The organism is Nocardia sp. XZ_19_385 (assembly GCF_015355755.1).
GTDB lineage: Bacteria > Actinomycetota > Actinomycetes > Mycobacteriales > Mycobacteriaceae > Nocardia.
Window position 1 is genome coordinate 2,278,250 of the sequence record NZ_JACVEE010000001.1, and the last position, 21,389, is coordinate 2,299,638.

Genomic DNA, 21,389 nt, shown 5'->3' on the forward strand with positions numbered 1-21,389 from the left:
GGATTTGCCGGGAACGTCACCGAAGGCCATTGGGACGCAACAAGCGGCTTCTACCTTTTGACTCGACCCACCAGCGAGGCAATCGAGAGGAAGCCGATGACTGCCACAGTTGCTGCCACCGGCCAGCAGTCGGAAACCCCCGGGTTCGAGCACCAGAAGCGAGGACGCTGGCTCGACCACTGGGAGCCCGACAACACGAAATTCTGGGAATCCGGCGGCAACAAGACCGCCCGCAAGAACCTGATCTTCTCGGTGTTCGCCGAGAACCTGGGCTTCTCCGTCTGGGTCATCTGGGGCACCGTGGTGACCAGCATGGGTCTGGCCGGCTTCGACTTCCTGGCCGGACTCGGCAAGGGCAACCCGGTCGCGGTGAGCAACGCGCTGCTGCTCACCTCCACCCCGACCCTGGTCGGCGCGGCCCTGCGCATCCCCTACACCTTTGCCATCCCCAAATTCGGCGGCCGCGCCTTCACCGCGTTCAGCGCGGCGATGCTGCTCATCCCCACCCTGGGCCTGGCCTACTTCGTGAACCAGCCCAGCACCCCCATGTGGGTGTTCATGGTGCTGGCGGCGCTCGCCGGTTTCGGTGGCGGCAACTTCTCGTCGTCGATGGCCAACATCTCGTTCTTCTTCCCGGAAGGGAAAAAGGGTGCGGCCCTCGGCATCAACGCCGCCGGCGGCAACCTCGGCGTGGCACAGACCCAGCTGGTCCTGCCGCTGGTGATCACCCTCGGTACGCACCTGCTGGCCAAGGATCCGGCGGGTTACCGCTTCGGCATCACGCTCTCCGTGCTGGTCTGGGTGCCGTTCATCCTGATCGCCACCTTCGGCGCACTGCGCTACATGGACTCCATCTCCACTGCCAAGTCCGACGGCAAGTCCTACAAGCTGGCGCTGACCAACCGGCACACCTGGGTGATGTCGTTCCTCTACATCGGCACCTTCGGTTCCTTCATCGGGTTCTCCTTCGCCTTCCCGACCCTGATCAAGGCCAACTTCCCGCACCTGGCGCAGATCGGCTGGATCACCACCCTCGGTAACCTCGCCTTCCTCGGGGCCTTCGTCGGCTCGTTCAGCCGTCCCTTCGGTGGCTGGGTCTCCGACAAGATCGGCGGCGCGAAGATCACCGTGTTCGTCTTCGGCGGTATGTCGGTGGCCGTCGCCCTGATCATGGCGGCGCTGGAAATGAAGAGCTTCCCGCTCTACCTCGCGGCGTTCCTGATGCTGTTCGTACTCACCGGAATCGGCAACGGGTCCACCTACCGGATGATCCCGTCCATCTTCTCCGCGGTAGCCAAGAAGCATGCCTCCGAACACGGCATGGAAATCACCGAAGCTCTCGGCTCCGCCAAACGTCAAGCGGGTGCCGCGATCGGCGTCATCGGCGCGATCGGCGCCTCCGGCGGCTACCTTCTCCAGCAAGCACTTCGCCTGTCCAACATCAACTTCGGCAGCATGAACGCGGCGTTCTGGGCCTACGCCGTGGCCTTCCTGGTGATGGCCAGCGTCACCTGGTTCTTCTACCTGCGGTCCTCGTTCGCCATCGGCCGGGTGCCCTCCCTGGCCTACGCCAACGTGTAACCGCCGCACCTGAAGGCCGAATGCCGCACCGAGAACTGTTGTCTCGGTGCGGCATTCGACTGTCCATACCGCGGAGTTCTAAAGCATCAGGCGGACCATGTCGGCAGTGCGGGCTAAGCCGGGGAACGCCTCTGGGGTGGAGCGGGGGTGGAGGGCGTGGACGGCGAGCCTGAACATGACTGCGCGCAAGAGCATTTGGGGCCATTCGGGGAGGGCGCGCCAGCGGTCCAGGAGGCCGTCGTCGGCGCCGCCCCAGGCGAGCGCGTCGATGACGATTACGCCGGCGGCCCAGGCCGGTGGGCGCCAGTAGGGGGTGATGTCGGAGAGGCCGGGGGTGAAGACGCCGGCGAAAAGGACTGTGCCGAAGAGGTCTCCGTGGACGAGTTGCGGAGCGGCCTGGACGGGTTTGCGGAGGGTCGCGAGCTGGCCGATCAGCTCGATGCTGCGCTGACCGTCCGGTGAGGTGGTCGGCAGGGTTCCGCCGGCGCGGAGGCTGCGGAGCGGGACCGGCTCCCAGGCGGCGCGGTCGGCGGCTACGAAGACGTCTACGTCGACCCAGGGGGCGACGGGGGGTTGCACGAGGAAGCGGGGGCGTTCGAGTTTGGCGGTGGCCTGGTGCAGGCGCAGGGATACCGAAACGACTTCGTCGTGGCGAGGTTCGGGGGTGCCCTCGAGGTAGGTGTCGGCGCGCCAGCCGGAGACGACGTAGCGGCCGTCGGTGGCGCGCACCGGGCGGGCTATGCGGAGGCCGTCCACTTTGAGGGCTTCGCGGATCTTGGCCGACCACGCCGCGCGGGCGTGGTCGGCGACGGGGCTGAGGACGACGTCACCGCAGCGCCAGCCACCGTCCCAGTCCCCCAACGCAACCGGCGTCACTTCGCGCAGACCGAACGTGGCGCGCACGTGCTCGGGAGGTTCCACAGAAGTCACGGCCGTACGGTACCGCCGAGTTTGGTAGGACGCGCCCAAGGCGCGCCCAAACCACTAGTAAACCGGCAGCGAGTTGTCGATCTGCTTGGCCCAGGCCACAATTCCGCCCTGCACGTGGGTGGCGTCGGAGAAGCCCGCCTGCTTGAGCGCGGCCAGTGCCTCCGCGGAACGGATACCGGTCTTGCAGTGCAGCACGATCGGGCGGTTCTGCGGCAGTTCGGAGAGCGCCTCACCGGAAAGGATGCGGTCCTTGGGGATCAGCTTCGCGCCCTCGATATGGACGATGTCCCACTCGACGGGTTCGCGGACATCGATCAGCTCGATCTCCTTGCCCGCGTCCAGCAGTTCCTTCAGCTCGCGCGCGGTGATGGTGGACTCGGCCGCGGCGGCCTGCCCCTCCTCCGACACCACACCGCAGAACGCGTCGTAGTCGATCAGTTCGGTGATCGGCTGACGTTCCGGGTCGCGGCGCAGCTTGATGGTGCGGTAGCTCATGTCCAGTGCGTCGTAGACCATCAGACGGCCGAGCAGCGGGTCACCCATGCCGGTCAGCAGCTTGATCGCCTCGGTCACCATGATCGAACCGATGGACGCGCACAGCACACCCAGCACGCCACCCTCGGCGCAGGACGGGACCATGCCCGGCGGCGGGGCCTCCGGGTAGAGGTCGCGGTAGTTGAGGCCGCGATCGTCGGGGGCGTCTTCCCAGAAGACCGACACCTGACCCTCGAAGCGGTAGATCGAACCCCACACGTACGGCTTGTGCGCCAGCACCGCGGCGTCGTTCACCAGGTAGCGGGTGGCGAAATTGTCGGTGCCGTCGACGATCAGGTCGTACTGCTCGAACAGCTCGATCGCGTTCTCCGGCTCCAGCCGGATCTTGTGCAGGTTGACGGTGATCCCGGAGTTGATCTCCAGGATCGAATCCCGCGCGCTGTCGGCCTTGGAGCGGCCGATATCGGACTCACCGTGGATGATCTGGCGCTGCAGGTTGGAGGCGTCCACCTCGTCGAACTCGACGATGCCCAGCGTGCCGACACCGGCAGCGGCCAGGTACAGCAGCGCGGGCGAACCCAGGCCACCGGCGCCGATCACCAGCACCTTGGCGTTCTTCAGTCGCTTCTGCCCGTCCATCCCGAGATCCGGGATGATCAGGTGGCGGCTGTAGCGGGCGACCTCGTCCCGGGTCAGCTCCGCGGCCGGCTCGACCAGCGGCGGCAGGGATTTTGCTGATGCTGTACTTCCCAAGGGCATGGTCCGGACTCTCCTCGAATCGGTTAGGCCTCGTAGCTCAGCGTATGCAACGCCGGAAGCCGGGCCGTTCTTCCCGATCCATCGTCCCGTACGACCGTGCCACTAAGTCACGGGGGTCAGTCAGCCCCGCGGATAGGGCCACGGATTGAACCGGCAGCGCTTCCCGTCCATCGGAACCATGCCGAACGGGTCGAGCGCGGCGATGTCGTTGTTCTTGGTGCCGAAGGTCTGCTGCATCATGATCGGCGCCAGGCCGCCGTCGGTCTCGCACGGCTGATGCTGGTGGTAGCCGATGGCGTGACCGATCTCGTGGTTGATCTGGTACTGCCGGTAGGACCCGATGTCGCCCTCGAACGCCAGCGCACCGCGCACCCAGCGCACCTCCGACAACAGCACCCGGCCGGTACCGGCGTTGTAGCAGGACGAGTCGATCGGAATGTCGAACCCGCAGGCCTTGCGGGTGGTCTGGCGGGAGGTGAGCGAGACTCGGAAATCGGGCTGGCCCTGATCGATTCGCCGGAAACCGAACTGCTTGTCGTGCGACCAGCTCTTCGGATTGGACAGGGTGGAGTCGACCATTTTCGCGACCGCGGCGTCACCGCCGATGCCGGAGGTGTCGATACCGTCCTCGATCTCCACGGAGTAGGTGAAGACGTTCGCGGCGTCGGTACCGACCTCGGCCGCGCCCGGTATGACCCGCCAGGTGCCCGCGCCCGCGTCGGTGAAGGGACCGCCCTGGGGCAGCGCCCCGGTGGGCAGATCGGCGGGGAATTGCCCGTCGCCGGGCGGTGCGCCGATGATGTCCGCCGAGGCTCCCCGCGGGCTCAGGGCACCGAAGCCGGGATTGCCGGAGCCTGCCACGTCCGGGCCGGCCCGCACCGCGTCGACGACCACCAGCACGGTGACCACGGCCAGTACCGGCAGCGCGTAGGCCCGCCAGCCGTAGGTGGAGACGAAGCGGCCCAACCGGCTCTGCTTCTTCACCACCCGGCCCGGGCGGTGGGCGCGATTCTTGCCCTCCTCGGGCGCGGTCGGATCCCAGCGCGCACGCAGCGGCTGATAGGAACGATCGGTCTGGTCGTCGTCCCCGGACGGGTACAGGCCGAGGGGGTCGTAGATCTCTACACCGTCGCGATCACGCCGCGGTGGAGGTTCCGATGTGACGGAACCGGACGCGACGGAGCCGGGGCGGTGCGTGTCACGCCCGCCTCCGGACGGAGTTTCCGTTCGGTCGGTCACGGCTAACAGACTCTCACAGTGGACAAGTGAGCATCACCGCGAGTACGAAAGACTCGCTACGCGAGGCATCAGACGTTCGCTGTGCGATATCTCATGGAGTGGGGGTTGTTGCGTAACCCGGCTCCGCGTGTGACCTACGACCGGGTATCGTTCAGGGGATACCCGGTGCACCACCCCTTCAGCCGGGGCTTCGACTGGGAGAGCCGAAATGACCGACCTCGTGGACCGGATGCCGTCCCGTAGATCATCGTCCGAGGCCATGGCACCTGCTAAACGCGGTACCAGGCTGCCCCGGGATGAACGGCGACAGCAGCTACTCCACGCGGCCAGCGAGATTTTCGTGCTGCGCGGCTACCACGCGGCGGGCATGGACGAGATCTCCCAGTGCGCCGGAGTCAGCAAGCCGGTGCTCTACCAGCACTTCACCAGCAAACTCGAGCTGTATCTTGCGGTGCTGCAGAACTACGTCGACATGCTGGTGTCGAGCGTGCGCCAGGCGCTGCGCTCCACCACCGACAACAAGCAGCGCGTGCGTGCCGCCGTCGCCGCCTACTTCGACTTCGTCGACAACGAGATGCAAGGCTTCCGACTGGTTTTCGAGTCCGACCTGACCTCCGAGCCGCAGGTGCAGCGCCGGGTCGAGCAGGCCACCGAGGCCTGCGTGGACGCGGTCTTCGATCTGGTCGCGCACGACTCCGGCCTGGATCCGTATCGGGCTCGCATCCTGGCCGTCGGCCTGGTCGGAGCGAGCCAGACCACCGCCCGCTACTGGCTGGAGGCCGACCGGCCGATCCCCAAGGACGATGCCATCGACACCACGGTCACGCTGGCCTGGGGCGGTCTGTCGCATGTGCCGCTGCACCCGATCGACGGTGTGCCGCGCAGCCTCGGCTCCTGAAAGCGCGCGGCTCCCAGCCGAATACGACTGAGCCCCTGTCCTCCTCGGAGGCAGGGGCTCAGTGCCGTTTGGGGTGCTCAGACCGTGGCGAAGCCGACGCGGCCGCTGGCCGGGGTGCCGATCTCCACGTAGGAAACCTTCGAGGCCTGGATCAGGAACTTGCGACCCTTGTCGTCGGTCAGCGACACGATGCCGCTTCCGCCGCTCAGTGCACCGGACACCAGCGCCTCGACCTCATCGGCGGTCTGCGAGCTGTTGATGATGAGCTCGCGCGGGCTATCCGAAATACCGATCTTGACCTCCACGGCCAACCTCCGAACCTAGAGTCCTGTGCTGTCGAATCAAGGCTAGTCCAGGGCCTGTGTGCCCGGGCAGCAGCCTGCCTGTGCTGACAGCGAACACGAACTACTTGGGCTGGACGAGCTGGATCTCGAGCTCGACCTTGACGGCATCGCTGAGCATGCCGGGCATCGGCCCGCCGACACCGAAATCGGTGCGCTTGATGGTGCCGGTGGCCGAGAACCCGGCGTGCGGGTCACCGGTGGCGGGATGCGGCTGCACGCCGCCCCACTCGACCTCGAGGGTGACCGGCTTGGTGATCTGGCCCAGCGTGGCCTCGCCTTCGACGGTGAAGGTCTCGGCGATCTCGACCGGCGCGAGCGCGCGGAAGGTCAGGGTGGGGCGATTGGCGACGTCGAGGAAGTCGGCGGTGCGCACGTGCCCGTCGCGGTCGGGGTTGCCGGTGTCGAAGGAGTCCAGGTAGATGGTGGCGCCCAGGGTGGCCGCGCCGGCTTCGTCGACGACGAACTCGGTCTCGAACTTGGTGAAGGTGCCGCGCACCTTCGCGATGCCGAGGTGACGCACGGTGAAGGCGACCGAGGAGTGCGCCGCATCCAGCGTCCAGGCGCCGGGCTTCAGGGTCTGGGTGGTGGTGGATTCCGAAGTTGTCATGGCACCACGATCGCGGCTGAGCGGGCCGGTAACCAGACCGCCGTTATCCTGGTACTCCCAGTGCGGGGATAAACCTCGCACCGTTGAACATTCGGTTCACTCACCCCTACCCCGCGGTACGCCGGAACTTTTCCGCCATGTCCGGATAGTCCGACATGACCGTGTTTCACATCGCTATAACAGGTTCCCGTCCATGACTCGATGAGGAGCCTCGGTTTGTCCATTCATACCTACGAAACGCCTGTTGGTAATCGGTCCGGCCGGGGGGTGAGCAGACGGGGGTTCCTGGCTGCAACAGGTGTCACTGTTGCCGCCGTGATCGCGGGCAGATCCATGGCGCGCGCCACCGCGGCACCGCTGGCCGACGGCGACAAGATCCCCGCGCTCGTCATCGGCAGCGGCTACGGCGGCTCGGTCGCCGCACTACGCCTGGCCCAGGCCGGAGTCGAGGTAACCGTCGTCGAGATGGGCATGTCCTGGACCACGCCCGGCTCCGACGGCAAGATCTTCTGCCCGGTCCTGAAACCGGACGGGCGCTCCTACTGGCTGCGCGAGCGCACCGATCAACCGGTCGGCTACTTCGCGGGCGGCTCGTACAACAAGGACATCGAAAAGTACACGGGCGTCCTGGATTCCGAGCAGTTCGGCGGCGTGCGCGTCTATCAGGGGCGTGGCGTCGGCGGTGGCTCGCTGGTCAACGGCGGCATGGCTGTGACACCCAAACGGGAGAACTTCGGGGCGATCCTGCCGTCGGTGAACGCCGACGAGATGTACAGCACCTTCTTCCCGCGCGCCAACAGCACGCTCGGCGTGAACAACCTCGATCGGACCTGGTTCGAGAGCGCCGAGTGCTACGGCTTCGCCCGGGTCGGACGCAAGCACGCGGAGCGCTCGGGCTTCGGCTGGACCTTCGTGCCGAACGTCTACGACTTCGAGTACATGAAGAAGGAGCAGGCCGGGCAGGTCACGCGGTCGGCGCTGGACGGTGAGGTCATCTACGGCAACAACCACGGTAAGCGCTCGCTGGACAAGACCTACCTGGCCGCGGCCACCGGCACCGGCAAGGTCCGGATCACGCCCATGCACGAGGTGACGGCGGTGTCGCCGACCGCGGGCGGGTACACCGTGGAGATGCGCCAGATCGATACCAAGGGCGGCACGGTCGCGACCAAATCAGTTGTGGCGCAGAAAGTCTTCTTCGCCGCGGGCAGCATCGGAACCGCCAAACTGCTGGTGGCGATGAAGGCCAAGGGCAAGCTGGGCGATCTGCCCGACGCGGTCGGCAAGAAGTGGGGCAACAACGGCAACGTCATGGTGGGCCGCGCCAATCACATGTGGGACGGCACCGGGAAACTGCAATCGAGCATTCCGTGCCTGGGCATCGACAACTGGGCCGATGCCGGCGGACCGGCTTTCGCGGAGGTGGCGCCGTTCCCGTCCGGTCTGGAGACCTACGTCAGCCTGTATCTGGCGATCACCAAGAACCCCAATCGCGGTCAGTTCCAGTTCAATTCGGGCACGGGCAAGGTGGATCTGAACTGGAGCGCCGCGCAGAACCAGCCGGCCATCGACGCCGCGAAACGCATCTTCGACAAGATCAACAAGAAGGAAGGCACCATCTACCGGACCGACCTGTTCGGCGTCTACAAGACCTGGGGCGACGACTTCACCTATCACCCGCTCGGCGGCTGCGTGCTCAACGAAGCCACCGACAACTACGGCCGGTTGCCCGGGTACGCGGGGCTGTATGTGATCGATGGCTCACTGATTCCCGGCAACACCAGCGTCAACCCGTTCGTCACCATTACCGCGCTGGCCGAGCGCAATATCGCCGACATCGTGGCGCACGACCTGTGAGCAACCTATCCAGGCACTGACAGGGCGAGGCTAGGGATCCGCGGACAAGGCACCATGGAACGGTGGCAGAGGAAAACTTGTTCGCGGATTTCCTGATCGCCAGGCGCAACGAACTGCGCCCGGCCGACGTCGGGATGCCCACCGGTGGGCGTCGGCGCACCCCTGGGCTGCGCCGTGAGGAAGTGGCGGTGCGCGCTGGTGTCAGCGTCGACTACCTGGCCCGGCTGGAACAGGGCCGGGATCGCAATCCCTCGGCGGCGGTGATCGGCGCCCTCGCCGACGCGCTGCTGCTCGATGACACCGATCGGCGGCACTTCAGCATGCTCGCCCTCGCCTCCGGTGCGGCCTCGACCTGCAAGGAGGATTCCGGCCTGTGCCCCGGCGCCAGTACGCCGCAGGAGCAGCTGCCGGAGTCCATCGAGATTATTCTGCGGGCCCTGAATCCCACCCCCGCTTTCGTCGTCGGCCGGCGCTTGAATGTGCTCGGCTGGAATTCGGCGTGGGCCGATTTCGTCACTCCGCTGGGCTTCCTGGACGGTGAGCACGGGCCGAATTTGGCGTGGTTCACCTTCATGAACCCGAACGCACGCAAGGTAATTCGGGATTGGTCGGCCGCCGCGGATCATTTCGTGGCCGCACTGCATCGTGCGAAATCCCGCTGGCCCGCCGACGACACCCTGCGCGCCACCATCGACGCGCTGCGCAAGGAACCCGAATTCGCGAAGCGGTGGAAAACCCATCGCATCGGTGAGGACGCCTCCGGCACATTGCATTTCGACCATCCCGAGCACGGGACTGTCGAGGTGCCGTTCGAAATGATGTCCGCGGACCGCGATCAGAGCGTCGTCGTGTGGCTGACCGACAAGGTCGAGACCAGCGCGCGCGGCTTGCGCCTGGTCTCCGGAGACTGATCGATAGGACCCGGTAACAACTGTTCGCTGTGCGACGACATTGGTGCAGGCGCTGAACAAGTCGCCTGCACGGCGCACGTGCGTTCTGGTTGCCCGACGTTGTCGGGGCAAGGGCGACCCCGCTTCCCGGCGCCGGAAGCAACGAAAGTGAGAGGGTCGTAAACCTGATGTCGGAGCGTTCCATTGCCATGTCTCGACTACGGCGGCTGGCAGCAGCCGGCGCCGTTCTAGCGCTCGCCACCGGAGTAACCGGACCCATCGCGGCAGCCGAGCCGACCTCGGAGACAGCTGCCCCATCTTCCAGCACCCCCGCACCGACCTCCAGTGCGCCGGCACCGACCTCCACAGCACCCGCACCGGGTTTGAACCTGCCCGTTCCGACGGCGCAGATCCCGGTACCGACGGCGCAACTGCCGAATGTGACTGTGCAGGTGCCGGTTCCGACCGCGCAATTACCTTCCGTCCAGGTACCGGTCCCCAACGTGGAGTTACCGTCCGTGGCGGTGCACGTTCCGGTCCCCGCCGTGACCGTGCCGACGATCGACGTGCCGTTCCCCACGCAGGCGGGGACACTCGGATTCGAGAACCAGACCGGAGTGCAGGTCAGCACCGCGCTGACCCAGGCCGATCTCGACGCGCGGGCGCAGGCCGCGCTCGCGGTCGACGCGGCCGCCGCGGCCACGGCGACCGCCGAGCAGGAGCATGCCGCCGCCGTCGCGGCCGCTGCCGCCCACGCCGGTGACGCCACCGCGCAGGCAGCTGTGACCTCGGCTCAGGCGAAGCTCGACGCCTCGCGGGCGGCCGCGGCCGCCGCGAAGGCCGACCAGGATCTCGTCATCGCTACGCAGGTCACCGTCAAGGCTCAGGCCGATGTCGCCGCCGCCCAGACCGCGGCTGCCGCGGCGAAGAAGGCCGCGGACGAAGCAGCGGCTGCCGCCCGTGCGGCCGCCGACAAGGCCGCCGCGCTGGAGGCACAGGCAGCGGCCGCCACCGGCGCCGAGGCCAGTCTGAAGCTCGAGGCCGCCGCGCAAGCCCGGCTCGAGGCGACCGCCGCCGCGGAGTTCGCGGCCAAGGCGCAGGTCGACGCGGATGCCGCGCTGGCGGCGATCTCGACGATCCAGAAGAACGCCGCGAAGGCGGCGGCACTGGCAGGCATCGCGGCGGAGGCCAAGGTGTCGGCGGCAGTCGCTGCCGCGCAAACCGGAGTGACCAGCGCGACCGCCAAGCTGAACGAACTGCAGCTCGCCGCCAAAGCGGCCTTCGATGCTTCGGCCGCGGTGCAGGCGGGAGCCGACCTGGCGCTGGCGTTGCAGTTGAAAGCCGATGCCGACGCGGCGGCCGCACTCGTCACCGAATGGCAGGTCAAGCTGGATGCCGCGCAGGTGGCGCTCACGGCGGCATTGCAGGCCCAGCTGGACCTGAAGGCACAGCTCGAGGCTGCGATCGCCGCCGGTGTCGCGCTCGCCGCGACGCTGATCCTGGGCGGTCAGCTCTTCACCGGCATCAACATCACCAAGCTGACCGAAACCGCCGTCATCGTGCTGGAAACCGGCATGAAGCTGGTCGGAATCTTCAACGGCAAGGGCGAATTCGAGGTCGTCGACTACTACCGGGCCGATGCCAACGGTGTCGAAACGCTGGCCGGCGAACTGCCGCCGGTGGACCTGGCGCTCGGCGACTCCTCCGACGGCGGCTCGAACCTGCCGATGCTGGTGGCCCTGGCCGTCGGCGCGGGCGCTGTCGGCGCGGCGGCGACCGCCACCACACTGGTGGTGCGCCGCAAGCGAACCCACAAGTCGGCGCATGCGTAACGCCCGCTACTGGGTGGCCTGCGTGGCCGTGCTGGGCGCGGTCGCCGGATGTGGCGAGGACAGTGTGTCGTTGCCACCGCCGGACCGCGCACCGGTGCCGTCGCATATCGCGGCGGCACCGGACGGTGCGGTGATCGCGCCCGCCGAGCCGACCGACATCGAACTCCGCTCCCCCACCGGTGAGACCTATCTCAGCAGTCCGCTACATCCCGAGAAGTTGATGCGCGGCGGTGCCAGTGGACAGCAGTTGAATCCGGTCGACGAATTGCCGGTGTGGTGGGGTGAAAGCGGTTTGCCCGGAACGGAAACCAAGCAGACAGTCCTGGTGGCCGGCCACAACTACTCGAAACGCGCCGCGCCCTTCCGGGCACTGCGGGTGGTCCAGCCGGGTGACCGGGTGGTGCTCCGCACGCCCAACGGCGTGCTGGAGTACACGGTGGAAAGCGTTGGCCCACTGGCGAAAGGGTCGCTGCTCAGCAACAACGACCTGCGCAAGCCGGTGCCGGGCCGGCTGATCCTCGCGAACTGCGATGTCGTCGATGGTGAACCCACCGACAACAATTATCTCGTGATCGCGCAATTGGCCGGGCCCGCAGGGTAATTCAGAGGCCCAGGACAGCCATGCGCTTGGCGTGGCTGTCCTGCATGCGCTCGAACAGCGCGGCGATGCCGTTGAGATCGCCGGCCGAGCCGAGCACCAGCTCGGTGAGCTCGTCGCGCTGGGCCATCACGTACTGCGCCTGGGTGATCGCCTCGCCCAGCAGGCGGCGGCCCCACAGCGTGAGCCGGTCGCGCTCGGAACGACTGGTCTCGACCGCGCTGCGCACCTCTTCCACCACGAACTCGGAGTGGCTGGTCTCGGCGAGCACGTCGCGCACCACGTTCGCCACGTCGTCGGGCAGCGAGTCCGCGATCTCGGTGTAGAAGTCGGCGGCGATGCCGTCACCGACATAGAACTTCACCATCGACTCCAGCCAGGTGGAGGGGTCGGTGGAGTCGTGGTAGGCGTCCAGGGCGCGCACGAACGGGGCCATCGCGTCGAAGACGTCGGCGCCGCGCGCGGACAGCGCCGACTCCAAGGTCTCGAAATGCCGCATCTCGGAGGCGGCCATCTTGGCGACCGCGACCTTGCCGCGCAGCGTGGGCGACAGCTTGGCCTCCTCGGCCAGCCGGTAGAACGCCGAGATCTCGCCGTAGGCGAGGACGGCGAACAGGTCGGTGACTCCGGGATGGTCCGAGTCGATCGGCGCGATCGCCTCATCGGTCAACGAAAATCCCAGTGCTCCCGAACTCTGTTCTCCCATAAGCGCCCAGCCTAGTCGCGTCCGGGCAAACCTGCGGACCGCGCTCCCCTCAGAGCTCGGACAGGAATTTGTCCAGGTATGTCCAGGTGCTGTCGCGGGCGGTCTCGCCGGTGAGGATGCCCAGGTGGCTGCCCGGCGCGGTCTCGTAGCGCAGCGTGGCCGCGCCGGTGAGCGTGCGGGTACCCGACTCGACGGCGGCGGCCGGGGTGATGACATCGGAGGGCCCGCCGACCAGCAGCACGTGCGCGGTGACGTCGGCCAGGGCGATGGTGCGATCGCCGAGCCGCAGCACGCCTTTGCCGATGTCGTTGTTGAGAATGAACCGCCCCCACAGCTGGCCGTAGAAGCGGCCCGGGTAGCCGGGCATCTCGGCCATGAAGCGGTCGATGGACTCCATCTTGGCCAGGGATTCGGTGCGGGCGATATTGCTCGCCACGAACCAGGGGCGTTTGAGTTCGCGTTCCCACGCGGTGACCCGGTAGGCCGCCTGGGTGAGCCCGGCGGGGATGCCGCCGATGGCGCGCACCGCGGTCGAAGTGCCGATGCCGCCGGTCAGTTTCGCGACCGCGCGCAGCTGCGGGATGCCGGTCATCTTGTCGTAGTTCAGGGGCGCGCCGACCGCGGTGATCGAGCGGATCGGCAGGTGCGCGTGCGCGGCGGCGGTGAGCAGCGCCAGGGTGCCGCCGATGGACCAGCCGATCAGGTCGACGGGTGCGCCGCCGCGGTCGGCGGAGGTGCGCAGGATGGCGTCGGGCAGGATTTCGTCGATCCAGTCCTCGAAGCCCAGCCGGCGGTCGGCGAAGGTGATCTCGCCGTAGTCCACGACATAGGGCGCGCGGCCGGTTTCCAGCAGGAACCGGGCCAGGCTCTGATCCGGGCGCAGGTCGAAGCAGGTGGCGGGCGCGGCCAGCGGCGGCACCAGCAGGACCGCGGAATCGTTTGCGGTGCGGTCGAATTCGTCGCTTTCGAAACGGCGTAGCGTGCGATGGGGCGCGTCGGAAAGCACCGTCGACGGAGTGGGATTCGGGGCTTCGACGCCCGGGCCGAAGGTCAGCGCCCAGGCATTGCGCGCGGCAGTTGAGACGGTGTCAGCGAAACTCACCAGAAGAATGTCTCACATCCCGGTACCAGCGGTAACACGCAAGCCCGGTTTGTCGCGATTTCCGCCCGCCCGCACGGCCGATTTCGCAATTGCGGAGGCGGCAATTCGGGGCGCGCACAATATCACGCTACAATCACCGTGGACAACGGAAAGTTTCGCGCTCGAAGCGGCGAATCCCGATGTCCGAGAAAATGTGCGCGCACCAGATCCGCATCACCCTAGCGCCGCGCCGATGTCCCAGGTAGCTGCCGTATCGACGGCACCCGTCACGAACATCGCGCCAGCGGCCCAGTCGGTGAACATCACAGGCGGATACGTGGTCACCGTGGGCCGACCGGCCCGCCCCACGTCTCGTGCGCGCGTGACGCGCTACGAGGAAGGCACGAACCCTGAGCAAGATCACTGTCGAACAAGAGCCCGGTCTGGCGGAGACTCTGTTGACCGCCGAACTGGATGAATCGCACCTGGGCCCGACATTCGCCGAATTGGGCGTCCGCGACGAAATCGTCCGCGCACTCGGCGAGATCGGCATCGACCGCACCTTCGCCATTCAAGAACTGACCCTGCCGCTGGCCCTGGCCGGCGAAGACCTCATCGGTCAGGCCCGCACCGGCATGGGCAAGACCTTCGGCTTCGGCGTGCCGCTGCTGCACCGCGTGGCCAGTGCCGATACCGGCACCACCCCGCTGGACGGAACCCCGCGCGCGCTGATCATCGTGCCGACCCGCGAGCTGTGCATTCAGGTCACCTCCGACCTGGTGAACGCCGGCAAGTACCTGAAGAACCATCAGGGCGCGCTGAAGGTCGCCTCGATCTACGGCGGACGCCCCTACGACACCCAGATCGCCGCGCTGCGCGACGGCGTCGACGTAGTCGTCGGTACCCCGGGCCGCCTGCTGGATCTCGCGAACCAGGGCCACCTGATCCTCGGCAAGGTCGGCGTGCTGGTCCTGGACGAGGCCGACGAGATGCTGGACCTCGGCTTCCTGCCCGACATCGAGCGCATCCTCACCATGGTTCCGGACAAGCGCCAGACCATGCTGTTCTCGGCCACCATGCCGGGCCCGATCATCACCCTGGCCCGCACCTTCCTGACCAAGCCGACGCACATCCGGGCCGAAGAAGCGCATGCCTCCTCGGTGCACGACCGCACCACGCAGTTCGTCTACCGCGCGCACGCGATGGACAAGAGCGAACTGGTGGCCAAGATCCTGCAGGCCGAGAGCCGCGGCGCGACCATGATCTTCACCCGCACCAAGCGCACCGCGCAGAAGGTGGCCGACGAACTGGCCGAGCGCGGTTTCGCGGTCGGCGCGGTGCACGGCGACCTCGGGCAGATCGCGCGTGAGAAGGCGCTGACCAAGTTCCGCACCGGCAAGATCGACGTGCTGGTCGCCACCGACGTGGCCGCCCGCGGTATCGACATCGACGATGTCACCCACGTCATCAACTACCAGTGCCCCGAGGACGAGAAGACCTACGTGCACCGGATCGGCCGTACCGGTCGCGCCGGGCGCACCGGTGTCGCGGTCACGCTGATCGACTGGGACGAGCTGAACCGCTGGGCGGGTATCGACAAGGCGCTCGGCCTGGGGATTCCGGAGCCGGTCGAGACGTATTCGCGGTCGCCGCACCTGTTCAGCGAACTGGGAATTCCGGCCGATGCGACGGGTCAGCTCCGCAAGGCCAAGCCCGCGCGCGACGAGGACGCCGTCGTCGTCGAGCGCGAGGCCCGGGCCCCGCGTAAGCGCAACCGCAAGCGGACGCTGCGCGGTCAGCCGCTGGACGAGGCCGCCGAGAACGGCACCGGCAGCAGCACGGAAAGCGTTGCCGCCGAGGCTGTTTCGGACGATTCCGAGGCGCCCGGACGGCGTCGCCGTCGTCGCCGCAAGTCGGGCGGTGATGTCGAGGTCGCGTCGAGCAATGGTGTGGCCGAAGCTGTGACCGAGACCGAGACCGCCGAGGCGGATTCGACCGCGGACAGCGCGGAGCAGCCCGCTCGCCGTCGCCGCCGCCGCAAGCCCGCGGACGAAGGCGTCGAGGCCGTCGAGGCCAACGGCACCGAGCCGGTTTCGGAAGAGGCCGCCGTACCGGAGGAGAAGCCCGCGCGCCGGCGCACCCGCAAGACCGCGGCCGCCGAGGCCCCGGCCGATGATGCCGGTAAGGCCGTGGACGCCGAGGTCACCAGCAATGGCGACGAGGCGGCCGCCGAGGCCCCTGTCAAGCGCCGGCGCACCCGCAAGCCCGCCGCGGAGGCCACGGCCGAGAACGGTAGCGCCAGCGCGGAAAACGGTGCGGCGGAAGCGGATTCGGCCGAAAAGCCGGCCCGCACCCGGCGTCGCCGCAAGCCCGCGGGGGACACCGCCGAGACCGCCGCGGTCGAAGCCCCGGGTGTGACCACTTCGGCATAATTCGGCGGATCCGCTAGTCTCGCAAGCGTGCTCGCACCCGAGCGGCGAACGCGCGCCGACATCATCTCCGCAGTCGCGATCGCCACGCTCGTGGTGGTCGCGGCGCTGGTGGTGTGGGCCCGTGGCGATGCCACCGGCACCGAATCGGTGACCGCGGCGACCCCGGCGTCGGCGCCACCCACCGCGGACAAACTGCCTGCGTCCCTGCACGAGCTCTGGCACGCGCCGGACGGTGCCGCGCCCCGGGCGATGATCGCCGGGGGCGCGGTGATCACCGGCGAGGCCGGCACTGTCACCGGACGTGATCCGCGTACCGGCGCGGAGTTGTGGCGGTACCGCCGGGATATGCCGCTGTGCGGAATCGAATCCCAATTCGGCACGGTTGTGGCGGTGTACAAGGATCAGCGCGGCTGCAGTCAGGCCACGCTGCTCGCCGGGGACAACGGCGACCGGCGCACCGCCCGCAGCAGCTATATGGATCCGGAAGTACGGCTGTCCGTCGACGGGACCTATGTGCTGGCCCAGGGCGACAAGCGGCTGGAAATCTGGCGCTCGGATCTGGTGCGCACCCTGGAGTACGGATACGTGGACGCGCCGGTGAACGTGAAAACCCAGCCGCGCAAAGACTGCACACTGCTCTCGGCGGGCTCCAGCCCGACCCGGCTGGCGGTGCTGGAACGCTGCCCCGAGGACGCCGGCGTCAACCGGCTGAGCGTGCTCAATCCGGCGCCCAAGGACAACACGGTGCCCGAGGAGCACGGTTCGCGCCTGCTCAGCGGGCCCGGCGCCGATTCCCCCGACGCCCGGGTGATCGCGGTGTCGGACAGCCGGATCGCGCTGTATCTGCCCGGCGTCACCCAACCCGGCGGCGAGACCACCCCACCGCGGCTTTCGATCTATGACTCGACCGGGAATCCGGTTGTGGTGCATCAGCTTTCGGCGCCACTGGCGGCGAATACCAGCACCGCGCGGATCGGCTCGGCCTATCTGGTGTTCACCGGAAACAGCCTGATCGCCTTGCACGCGAGCACCTTCGACCCGATGTGGACCGCGCCCGGCGCGCTCGGCACCCCCGCACTGATGGCGGGCAAGCTGCTGCTGCCCGTCACCGGCGGTATCGCGGCGCTCGATCCGGCCAATGGTGCTGAGGTGCAACGCATCCCGGTCGACCGCGCCGGGTACGACGGCTCCTCCCCGATCTCGCTCGCCGTGGCCGGCGGGATCGTGCTGGAGAAGCGCGGCGAGGACCTCTACGCCCTCGGCAGCTGACTTCGAGCATGATGGTTACATGTCCGAACGCGACGACGCCCGACTAGTCCTGCTCCGGCACGGCGAAACCGCCTGGTCCAGGCAACGCCAGCACACCGGCCGCACGGATCTGCCGCTGACCGAGCTCGGGGAGGAACAGGCCAGAGCCGCGGGGCCGCTCCTGGCCGAGCTGAAGTTGCGCGATCCGCTGGTGCTCGTCAGTCCGCTGCAGCGGGCTGTGCGCACCGCGGAGCTGGCGGGGTTCACCGATTTCACGCTCGAGGACAACCTGGTCGAATGGGATTACGGCGACTACGAGGGTTTGACCACCACGCAGATCCGCGAAACCGCCCCCGGCTGGACCATCTGGACCGGTGCGGTGCCCGGTGGCGAATCGGCAGCACAGGTCCAGGCCCGCGCCGATCGGGTGCTCGCCACCGCGGAACCGAAGTTGCGGGAACGGGACGTGGTGCTGGTCGGCCACGGGCACTTCTCCCGAGCCCTGATCACCCGCTGGGCCGAACTGGAACTGATCGAAGGCCGCCGCTTCGCCATGTCGACCGCCGCGACCACCCTGCTCGGCTACGACCATGACGACCGGACCATCCACGCGCACAACCTCGTTCCGCAGCTGAATGGAGCAAAACGATGACCCACCCCGGCCATGCCGTCGTCCGCCGTGCCACCCCCGCCGACGTGCCCGCCATGGTCGAGCTGGTCTACGACCTCGCCGAATACGAGCGTGCCCGCGAAGAGTGCACGCTCAGCGTGGACCAGCTGCACAGCTCGCTGTTCGGTTCGGCCCCAGCGCTTTTCGCGCACGTCGTCGAAGACGAGACCGGGATCGTCGGTACCGCCATCTGGTTCCTCAACTTCTCCACCTGGAAGGGCACCCACGGCATCTACCTGGAAGACCTCTATGTGAAGCCGGAGACCCGCGGCAAGGGCTACGGCAAGGCTTTGCTCGCCGCGCTCGCCAAGGAAGCGGCGGACAACGGCTACAGCCGGGTGGACTGGGCGGTGCTCACCTGGAACACCCCCTCGATCGACTTCTACCGGTCCCTGGGCGCGGTCGAGCAGAACGACTGGGTCGGCTATCGCCTCGCCGGTGGCGAACTCCTGCAGCTGGCGAAGCAAGCTCGCTGATCTCCAGGACGACAACGATGCGAGTGACGGTGCCGGAAACCTGGCCCACGACGGCAGAACAGGCCATGGCGCTGCAGGACGAACTACGTCCCCTCGTCGATCAGACCAACCCGCGGCCACCGGAATTCCACACCATCGCCGGACTCGACTCGGCCTACGACGAGTCCGGCGTGGTCGCCGCGGCGGCGGTCGTGCTGGACGCGACATCGCTGGCGCCGCTCGAAACCGCTATCGCCCACGGCACAACGGATTTCCCGTATGTACCGGGCCTGCTCGCCTTCCGCGAGCTGCCGACCTCGCTGGCTGTGCTCGAAAAGCTCGCCACCACACCCGATCTGCTGATCTGCGACAGCCAGGGCCTGGCCCACCCGCGCCGCTTCGGTTTCGCCTGCCACCTCGGCATCCTCACCGGTGTACCCACCATCGGCGTCGCGAAAACGGTGTGGGGCAACTACACCGAGCCGGATCCGGAACGCGGCAGCGCGACCGATCTACGCATCGACGGCGAGGTCGTCGGACGCGCGCTGCGCACCCGGACCGGCGTGAAACCGGTCTTCGTCTCGGTCGGGCACCGCATCGATCTGGACACCGCGTGCGCGCAGGTACTGGCCCTCACCCCGAAGTACCGCCAGCCCGAAACCACCCGGCAGGCAGACCAACTCTGCCGTCAGGCCTTGCGTTCCGCGCTGGGGTCGACGCCGTAGCCCTCGGTCATCCAGCGGTTGGACGCCGGCGCGAACAGCAACCCCAGCGAGGCGATCGCGACGACACCGAGCAGCGTCCCGTACACCGGCTGACGCGAATCGGTGAGCAGCGACCAGGCCACCGGCAGCAGCAGGATCTGCGCGATCACCGCGATGGCGCGGCCCCAGCGGTGCCCGGTGAGCAACCCGACACCCGCGGCCAGCACCGCGCCGCCGAGGATGCCGAACCACGCGGCGGTGCCGTAGCCGCTGACCGCCGACTGCTCGTGCCCGAGCAACCCGCGTACCACCAGCACTATGGCGGCGGTCACCGCGACGGAGCCCTCCAGCGCCACCAGCCCGCCCGCGCCGCGCACCGTCGCGGGCACGCCCGCGTTTGCCGCATTCCTGTCGCTGTCAACCACGCGCCAAGCCTACGAGCCGGACCCCCGGGACGGCATTTCGGACCGTTTACCGCCGCCAACTAGGCTTCCGACCGTGCGGACCCTGCTGATCGTGAATCCGAATGCCACTTCCACCACCCCGGAGACCAGGGATCTGCTGGCACACGCGCTGGAGAGCCGCACCCAGCTGACCGTTGCGCACACCCAGCATCGCGGCCACGCGGCCGAGCTGGCCCAGTGGGCTTCCACCAACGAGATGGACCTGATCGTCGTGCACGGCGGCGATGGGACGGTGAACGAGACGATCAACGGTTTCCTGCCGCTGCCGCAGGTCGAGGACGACCAGGTCTGGCGGCCCCGGCTGGGTGTCATTCCCGGCGGGTCCGCGAACGTCTTCGCCCGGGCACTGGGCATCTCCCCGGATCCGGTGACCGCGACCAATCAGCTGATCGACCTGCTCACGGTGAACCGGGACCGCAAGATCGGCCTCGGCCTGGCCGACGACCGCTGGTTCACCTTCAGCGCCGGTGTCGGCCTGGACGCCGACGTGTGCGAGGCGATCGATGCCAGCCGCGCCAACGGCCATCCCGCCACCCCGGCCCGCTACCTTCGCACAACCGTTCGGCAGTTCTTCAAGGCCAAGGGCAAGGAGCCGAGCGTCCGGGTGGCGATCCCCGGACACGCGCCCGTCGACGAGGTTCATTACGCGTTCGTAACGAACACCAGTCCGTGGACCTACCTGAACGACACCCCGGTGCACACCAACCCGGGCACCACCTTCGAGGCGGGCCTCGGTCTGTTTGCCGTGCGTTCGATGGATGTTCTCCCCACGTTGCTGCTCGCCCGGCAGTTGCTCGCCACCGACGGAAATCCCAAGTCCCGCAACCTGTTTCGCCAAGACGACGTGCCGTCGGTGCGGATCGAGTCACCGGCGCCGATCGGCCTGCAAATCGATGGCGACTTTATCGGGAAGCGCAACGTGGTGGATTTCACCTCGGTGCCGGGTGTGCTCGAAGTAGTGGCCCCACAGCCTCGTTGAACAAGAAACGCGATGTGAAACATCACGTTGCGCTGCGAAAACCGGGTAGAGCGAGTACAAAGGAGCCCGCAGGTTCCCACGCAGGGAACTTTGAGAGCGTGAGCTTCCCCACGGTGCACCAGATACCTATTGACATCTACGGTGTTCGTGAAAGCATTCACAAGCAACCGTGCGGAAACTTCTCCGTTGCACAAGTGAACGATCCACAAACCATCAAAGGCGCCTTTTGTGGCGCCCAGCAAAGGAGCAGAGGAATGGACTGGCGCCACAAGGCCATCTGTCGTGACGAGGACCCTGAACTGTTCTTCCCGGTGGGTAACAGTGGTCCTGCGCTCGCGCAGATTGCCGATGCCAAGCTGGTCTGCGCTCGCTGCCCCGTCACAGCCGATTGCCTGTCCTGGGCCCTGAAGTCCGGTCAGGATGCCGGCGTGTGGGGTGGAATGAGCGAAGACGAGCGCCGGGCGCTCAAGCGTCGTAACGCGCGCACCCGGACCCGCACCGTCGTCTGAGAATTAGGCGACACCGGCGTTTCCCGGGCCATACAGCCCCGGCCCGGAAACGCATTCGGCCCGGCACCAACAGGTGCCGGGCTTATTTGCGCTCCGAATATGTTTGCGGCT

The 21,389-nt window shown here is 67.5% G+C and carries 20 protein-coding genes and 1 pseudogene; 13 read left to right on the forward strand and 8 right to left on the reverse strand.

The genetic code is table 11. The features are described from left to right. Positions 1 to 96: 96 nt before the first annotated feature. Entirely contained in the window at positions 97 to 1,581 is a 1,485-nt protein-coding gene (locus tag IBX22_RS10775; protein ID WP_194815144.1) for an MFS transporter, read from the forward strand. Positions 1,582 to 1,659: 78 nt separating this feature from the next. On the opposite strand, the gene IBX22_RS10780 is transcribed toward IBX22_RS10775, so the two are convergent. From IBX22_RS10780 to IBX22_RS10790, 3 genes are all read right to left on the reverse strand, one after another. Further along, entirely contained in the window at positions 1,660 to 2,511 is an 852-nt protein-coding gene (locus IBX22_RS10780; RefSeq protein WP_194815145.1) for a TIGR02569 family protein, read from the reverse strand. Positions 2,512 to 2,565: 54 nt separating this feature from the next. Continuing rightward, positions 2,566 to 3,765 (reverse strand): adenylyltransferase/sulfurtransferase MoeZ, encoded by a 1,200-nt coding sequence (moeZ, locus tag IBX22_RS10785; RefSeq protein ID WP_194815146.1) that lies wholly within the window; start codon positions 3,763 to 3,765, stop codon positions 2,566 to 2,568. Positions 3,766 to 3,885: 120 nt separating this feature from the next. Then, positions 3,886 to 5,004: a DUF3152 domain-containing protein gene (locus IBX22_RS10790; protein ID WP_194815147.1), complete on the reverse strand. Its 1,119-nt coding sequence runs from the start codon at positions 5,002 to 5,004 to the stop codon at positions 3,886 to 3,888. Between the two features lie 208 nt (positions 5,005 to 5,212). On the opposite strand from IBX22_RS10790, the gene IBX22_RS10795 reads away from it, so the two are divergent. Beyond that, on the forward strand, positions 5,213 to 5,902 hold the full coding sequence (locus tag IBX22_RS10795) for a TetR/AcrR family transcriptional regulator (RefSeq protein WP_194815148.1): 690 nt from the start codon (positions 5,213 to 5,215) through the stop codon (positions 5,900 to 5,902). A gap of 77 nt (positions 5,903 to 5,979) precedes the next feature. Here IBX22_RS10795 and IBX22_RS10800 read toward each other — a convergent pair whose 3' ends face one another. Both IBX22_RS10800 and IBX22_RS10805 read right to left on the reverse strand, forming a co-directional pair. Continuing rightward, positions 5,980 to 6,207 carry a DUF3107 domain-containing protein gene (locus tag IBX22_RS10800; protein WP_194815149.1) on the reverse strand — a complete coding sequence of 76 codons (228 nt, stop codon included), beginning with the start codon at positions 6,205 to 6,207 and terminating at the stop codon, positions 5,980 to 5,982. A gap of 100 nt (positions 6,208 to 6,307) precedes the next feature. Further along, the gene (locus tag IBX22_RS10805; protein ID WP_194815150.1) at positions 6,308 to 6,853 is read right to left on the reverse strand and encodes a YceI family protein; all 546 of its coding nucleotides are present in this window, start codon (positions 6,851 to 6,853) and stop codon (positions 6,308 to 6,310) included. Positions 6,854 to 7,186: 333 nt separating this feature from the next. Here IBX22_RS10805 and IBX22_RS10810 point away from each other — a divergent pair, with 333 nt between their 5' ends. From IBX22_RS10810 to IBX22_RS10825, 4 genes are all read left to right on the forward strand, one after another. Next, positions 7,187 to 8,710, forward strand: coding sequence for a GMC oxidoreductase (locus IBX22_RS10810; protein ID WP_228538718.1), 1,524 nt, complete (start codon positions 7,187 to 7,189; stop codon positions 8,708 to 8,710). 62 nt (positions 8,711 to 8,772) lie between these two features. After that, on the forward strand, positions 8,773 to 9,621 hold the full coding sequence (locus IBX22_RS10815) for a helix-turn-helix transcriptional regulator (protein WP_309234525.1): 849 nt from the start codon (positions 8,773 to 8,775) through the stop codon (positions 9,619 to 9,621). Between the two features lie 497 nt (positions 9,622 to 10,118). Next, a complete protein-coding gene (locus IBX22_RS10820) occupies positions 10,119 to 11,432 on the forward strand; it encodes a hypothetical protein (protein WP_194815152.1) in 1,314 nt (437 codons plus the stop codon). Beyond that, the gene (locus IBX22_RS10825; protein ID WP_194815153.1) at positions 11,425 to 12,033 is read left to right on the forward strand and encodes a sortase domain-bontaining protein; all 609 of its coding nucleotides are present in this window, start codon (positions 11,425 to 11,427) and stop codon (positions 12,031 to 12,033) included. The genes IBX22_RS10820 and IBX22_RS10825 overlap by 8 nt, the downstream gene beginning before the upstream one ends. 1 nt (position 12,034) lies before the next feature. Here the strand turns inward: IBX22_RS10825 and IBX22_RS10830 are convergent, their stop codons facing one another. Continuing rightward, complete coding sequence (locus IBX22_RS10830; protein ID WP_194815154.1) at positions 12,035 to 12,736, reverse strand: ferritin-like fold-containing protein; 702 nt, start codon at positions 12,734 to 12,736, stop codon at positions 12,035 to 12,037. A gap of 49 nt (positions 12,737 to 12,785) precedes the next feature. Beyond that, positions 12,786 to 13,838 carry an alpha/beta fold hydrolase gene (locus tag IBX22_RS10835; RefSeq protein ID WP_194815155.1) on the reverse strand — a complete coding sequence of 351 codons (1,053 nt, stop codon included), beginning with the start codon at positions 13,836 to 13,838 and terminating at the stop codon, positions 12,786 to 12,788. 422 nt (positions 13,839 to 14,260) lie between these two features. On the opposite strand from IBX22_RS10835, the pseudogene IBX22_RS38520 reads away from it, so the two are divergent. From IBX22_RS38520 to IBX22_RS10860, 5 genes and pseudogenes are all read left to right on the forward strand, one after another. After that, positions 14,261 to 15,515 (forward strand): annotated as a pseudogene (locus tag IBX22_RS38520) (DEAD/DEAH box helicase); the annotation flags it as partial. Between the two features lie 761 nt (positions 15,516 to 16,276). Beyond that, on the forward strand, positions 16,277 to 17,518 hold the full coding sequence (locus IBX22_RS10845; protein WP_194815156.1) for a hypothetical protein: 1,242 nt from the start codon (positions 16,277 to 16,279) through the stop codon (positions 17,516 to 17,518). Positions 17,519 to 17,537: 19 nt separating this feature from the next. Beyond that, positions 17,538 to 18,149 (forward strand): acid phosphatase, encoded by a 612-nt coding sequence (locus tag IBX22_RS10850; RefSeq protein ID WP_194815157.1) that lies wholly within the window; start codon positions 17,538 to 17,540, stop codon positions 18,147 to 18,149. Then, positions 18,146 to 18,643: a GNAT family N-acetyltransferase gene (locus IBX22_RS10855; protein WP_194815158.1), complete on the forward strand. Its 498-nt coding sequence runs from the start codon at positions 18,146 to 18,148 to the stop codon at positions 18,641 to 18,643. The genes IBX22_RS10850 and IBX22_RS10855 overlap by 4 nt, the downstream gene beginning before the upstream one ends. Before the next feature lie 17 nt (positions 18,644 to 18,660). Continuing rightward, a complete protein-coding gene (locus tag IBX22_RS10860) occupies positions 18,661 to 19,347 on the forward strand; it encodes an endonuclease V (RefSeq protein ID WP_194815159.1) in 687 nt (228 codons plus the stop codon). Here IBX22_RS10860 and IBX22_RS10865 read toward each other — a convergent pair. Then, positions 19,311 to 19,751: a hypothetical protein gene (locus tag IBX22_RS10865; RefSeq protein ID WP_309234527.1), complete on the reverse strand. Its 441-nt coding sequence runs from the start codon at positions 19,749 to 19,751 to the stop codon at positions 19,311 to 19,313. The genes IBX22_RS10860 and IBX22_RS10865 overlap by 37 nt on opposite strands. 73 nt (positions 19,752 to 19,824) lie before the next feature. Between IBX22_RS10865 and IBX22_RS10870 the strand changes: the two genes are divergently transcribed. Further along, positions 19,825 to 20,769: a diacylglycerol kinase family protein gene (locus IBX22_RS10870; RefSeq protein ID WP_194815160.1), complete on the forward strand. Its 945-nt coding sequence runs from the start codon at positions 19,825 to 19,827 to the stop codon at positions 20,767 to 20,769. Positions 20,770 to 21,023: 254 nt separating this feature from the next. Next, a complete protein-coding gene (locus IBX22_RS10875; RefSeq protein ID WP_011211115.1) occupies positions 21,024 to 21,278 on the forward strand; it encodes a WhiB family transcriptional regulator in 255 nt (84 codons plus the stop codon). Positions 21,279 to 21,389 lie beyond the last annotated feature (111 nt).

Excerpts from the sequence above, each read along its gene's own strand:
- IBX22_RS10875 (WP_011211115.1), top strand. The coding sequence starts at position 21,024 with ATGGACTGGCGCCACAAGGCCATCTGTCGTGACGAGGACCCTGAACTG.
- IBX22_RS10810 (WP_228538718.1), top strand. The coding sequence starts at position 7,187 with ATGGCGCGCGCCACCGCGGCACCGCTGGCCGACGGCGACAAGATCCCC.
- moeZ (WP_194815146.1), bottom strand. The coding sequence starts at position 3,765 with ATGCCCTTGGGAAGTACAGCATCAGCAAAATCCCTGCCGCCGCTGGTC.
- IBX22_RS10805 (WP_194815150.1), bottom strand. The coding sequence starts at position 6,853 with ATGACAACTTCGGAATCCACCACCACCCAGACCCTGAAGCCCGGCGCC.
- IBX22_RS10775 (WP_194815144.1), top strand. The coding sequence starts at position 97 with ATGACTGCCACAGTTGCTGCCACCGGCCAGCAGTCGGAAACCCCCGGG.
- IBX22_RS10830 (WP_194815154.1), bottom strand. The coding sequence starts at position 12,736 with ATGGGAGAACAGAGTTCGGGAGCACTGGGATTTTCGTTGACCGATGAG.
- IBX22_RS10825 (WP_194815153.1), top strand. The coding sequence starts at position 11,425 with ATGCGTAACGCCCGCTACTGGGTGGCCTGCGTGGCCGTGCTGGGCGCG.
- IBX22_RS10850 (WP_194815157.1), top strand. The coding sequence starts at position 17,538 with ATGTCCGAACGCGACGACGCCCGACTAGTCCTGCTCCGGCACGGCGAA.
- IBX22_RS10860 (WP_194815159.1), top strand. The coding sequence starts at position 18,661 with ATGCGAGTGACGGTGCCGGAAACCTGGCCCACGACGGCAGAACAGGCC.
- IBX22_RS10795 (WP_194815148.1), top strand. The coding sequence starts at position 5,213 with ATGACCGACCTCGTGGACCGGATGCCGTCCCGTAGATCATCGTCCGAG.
- IBX22_RS10855 (WP_194815158.1), top strand. The coding sequence starts at position 18,146 with ATGACCCACCCCGGCCATGCCGTCGTCCGCCGTGCCACCCCCGCCGAC.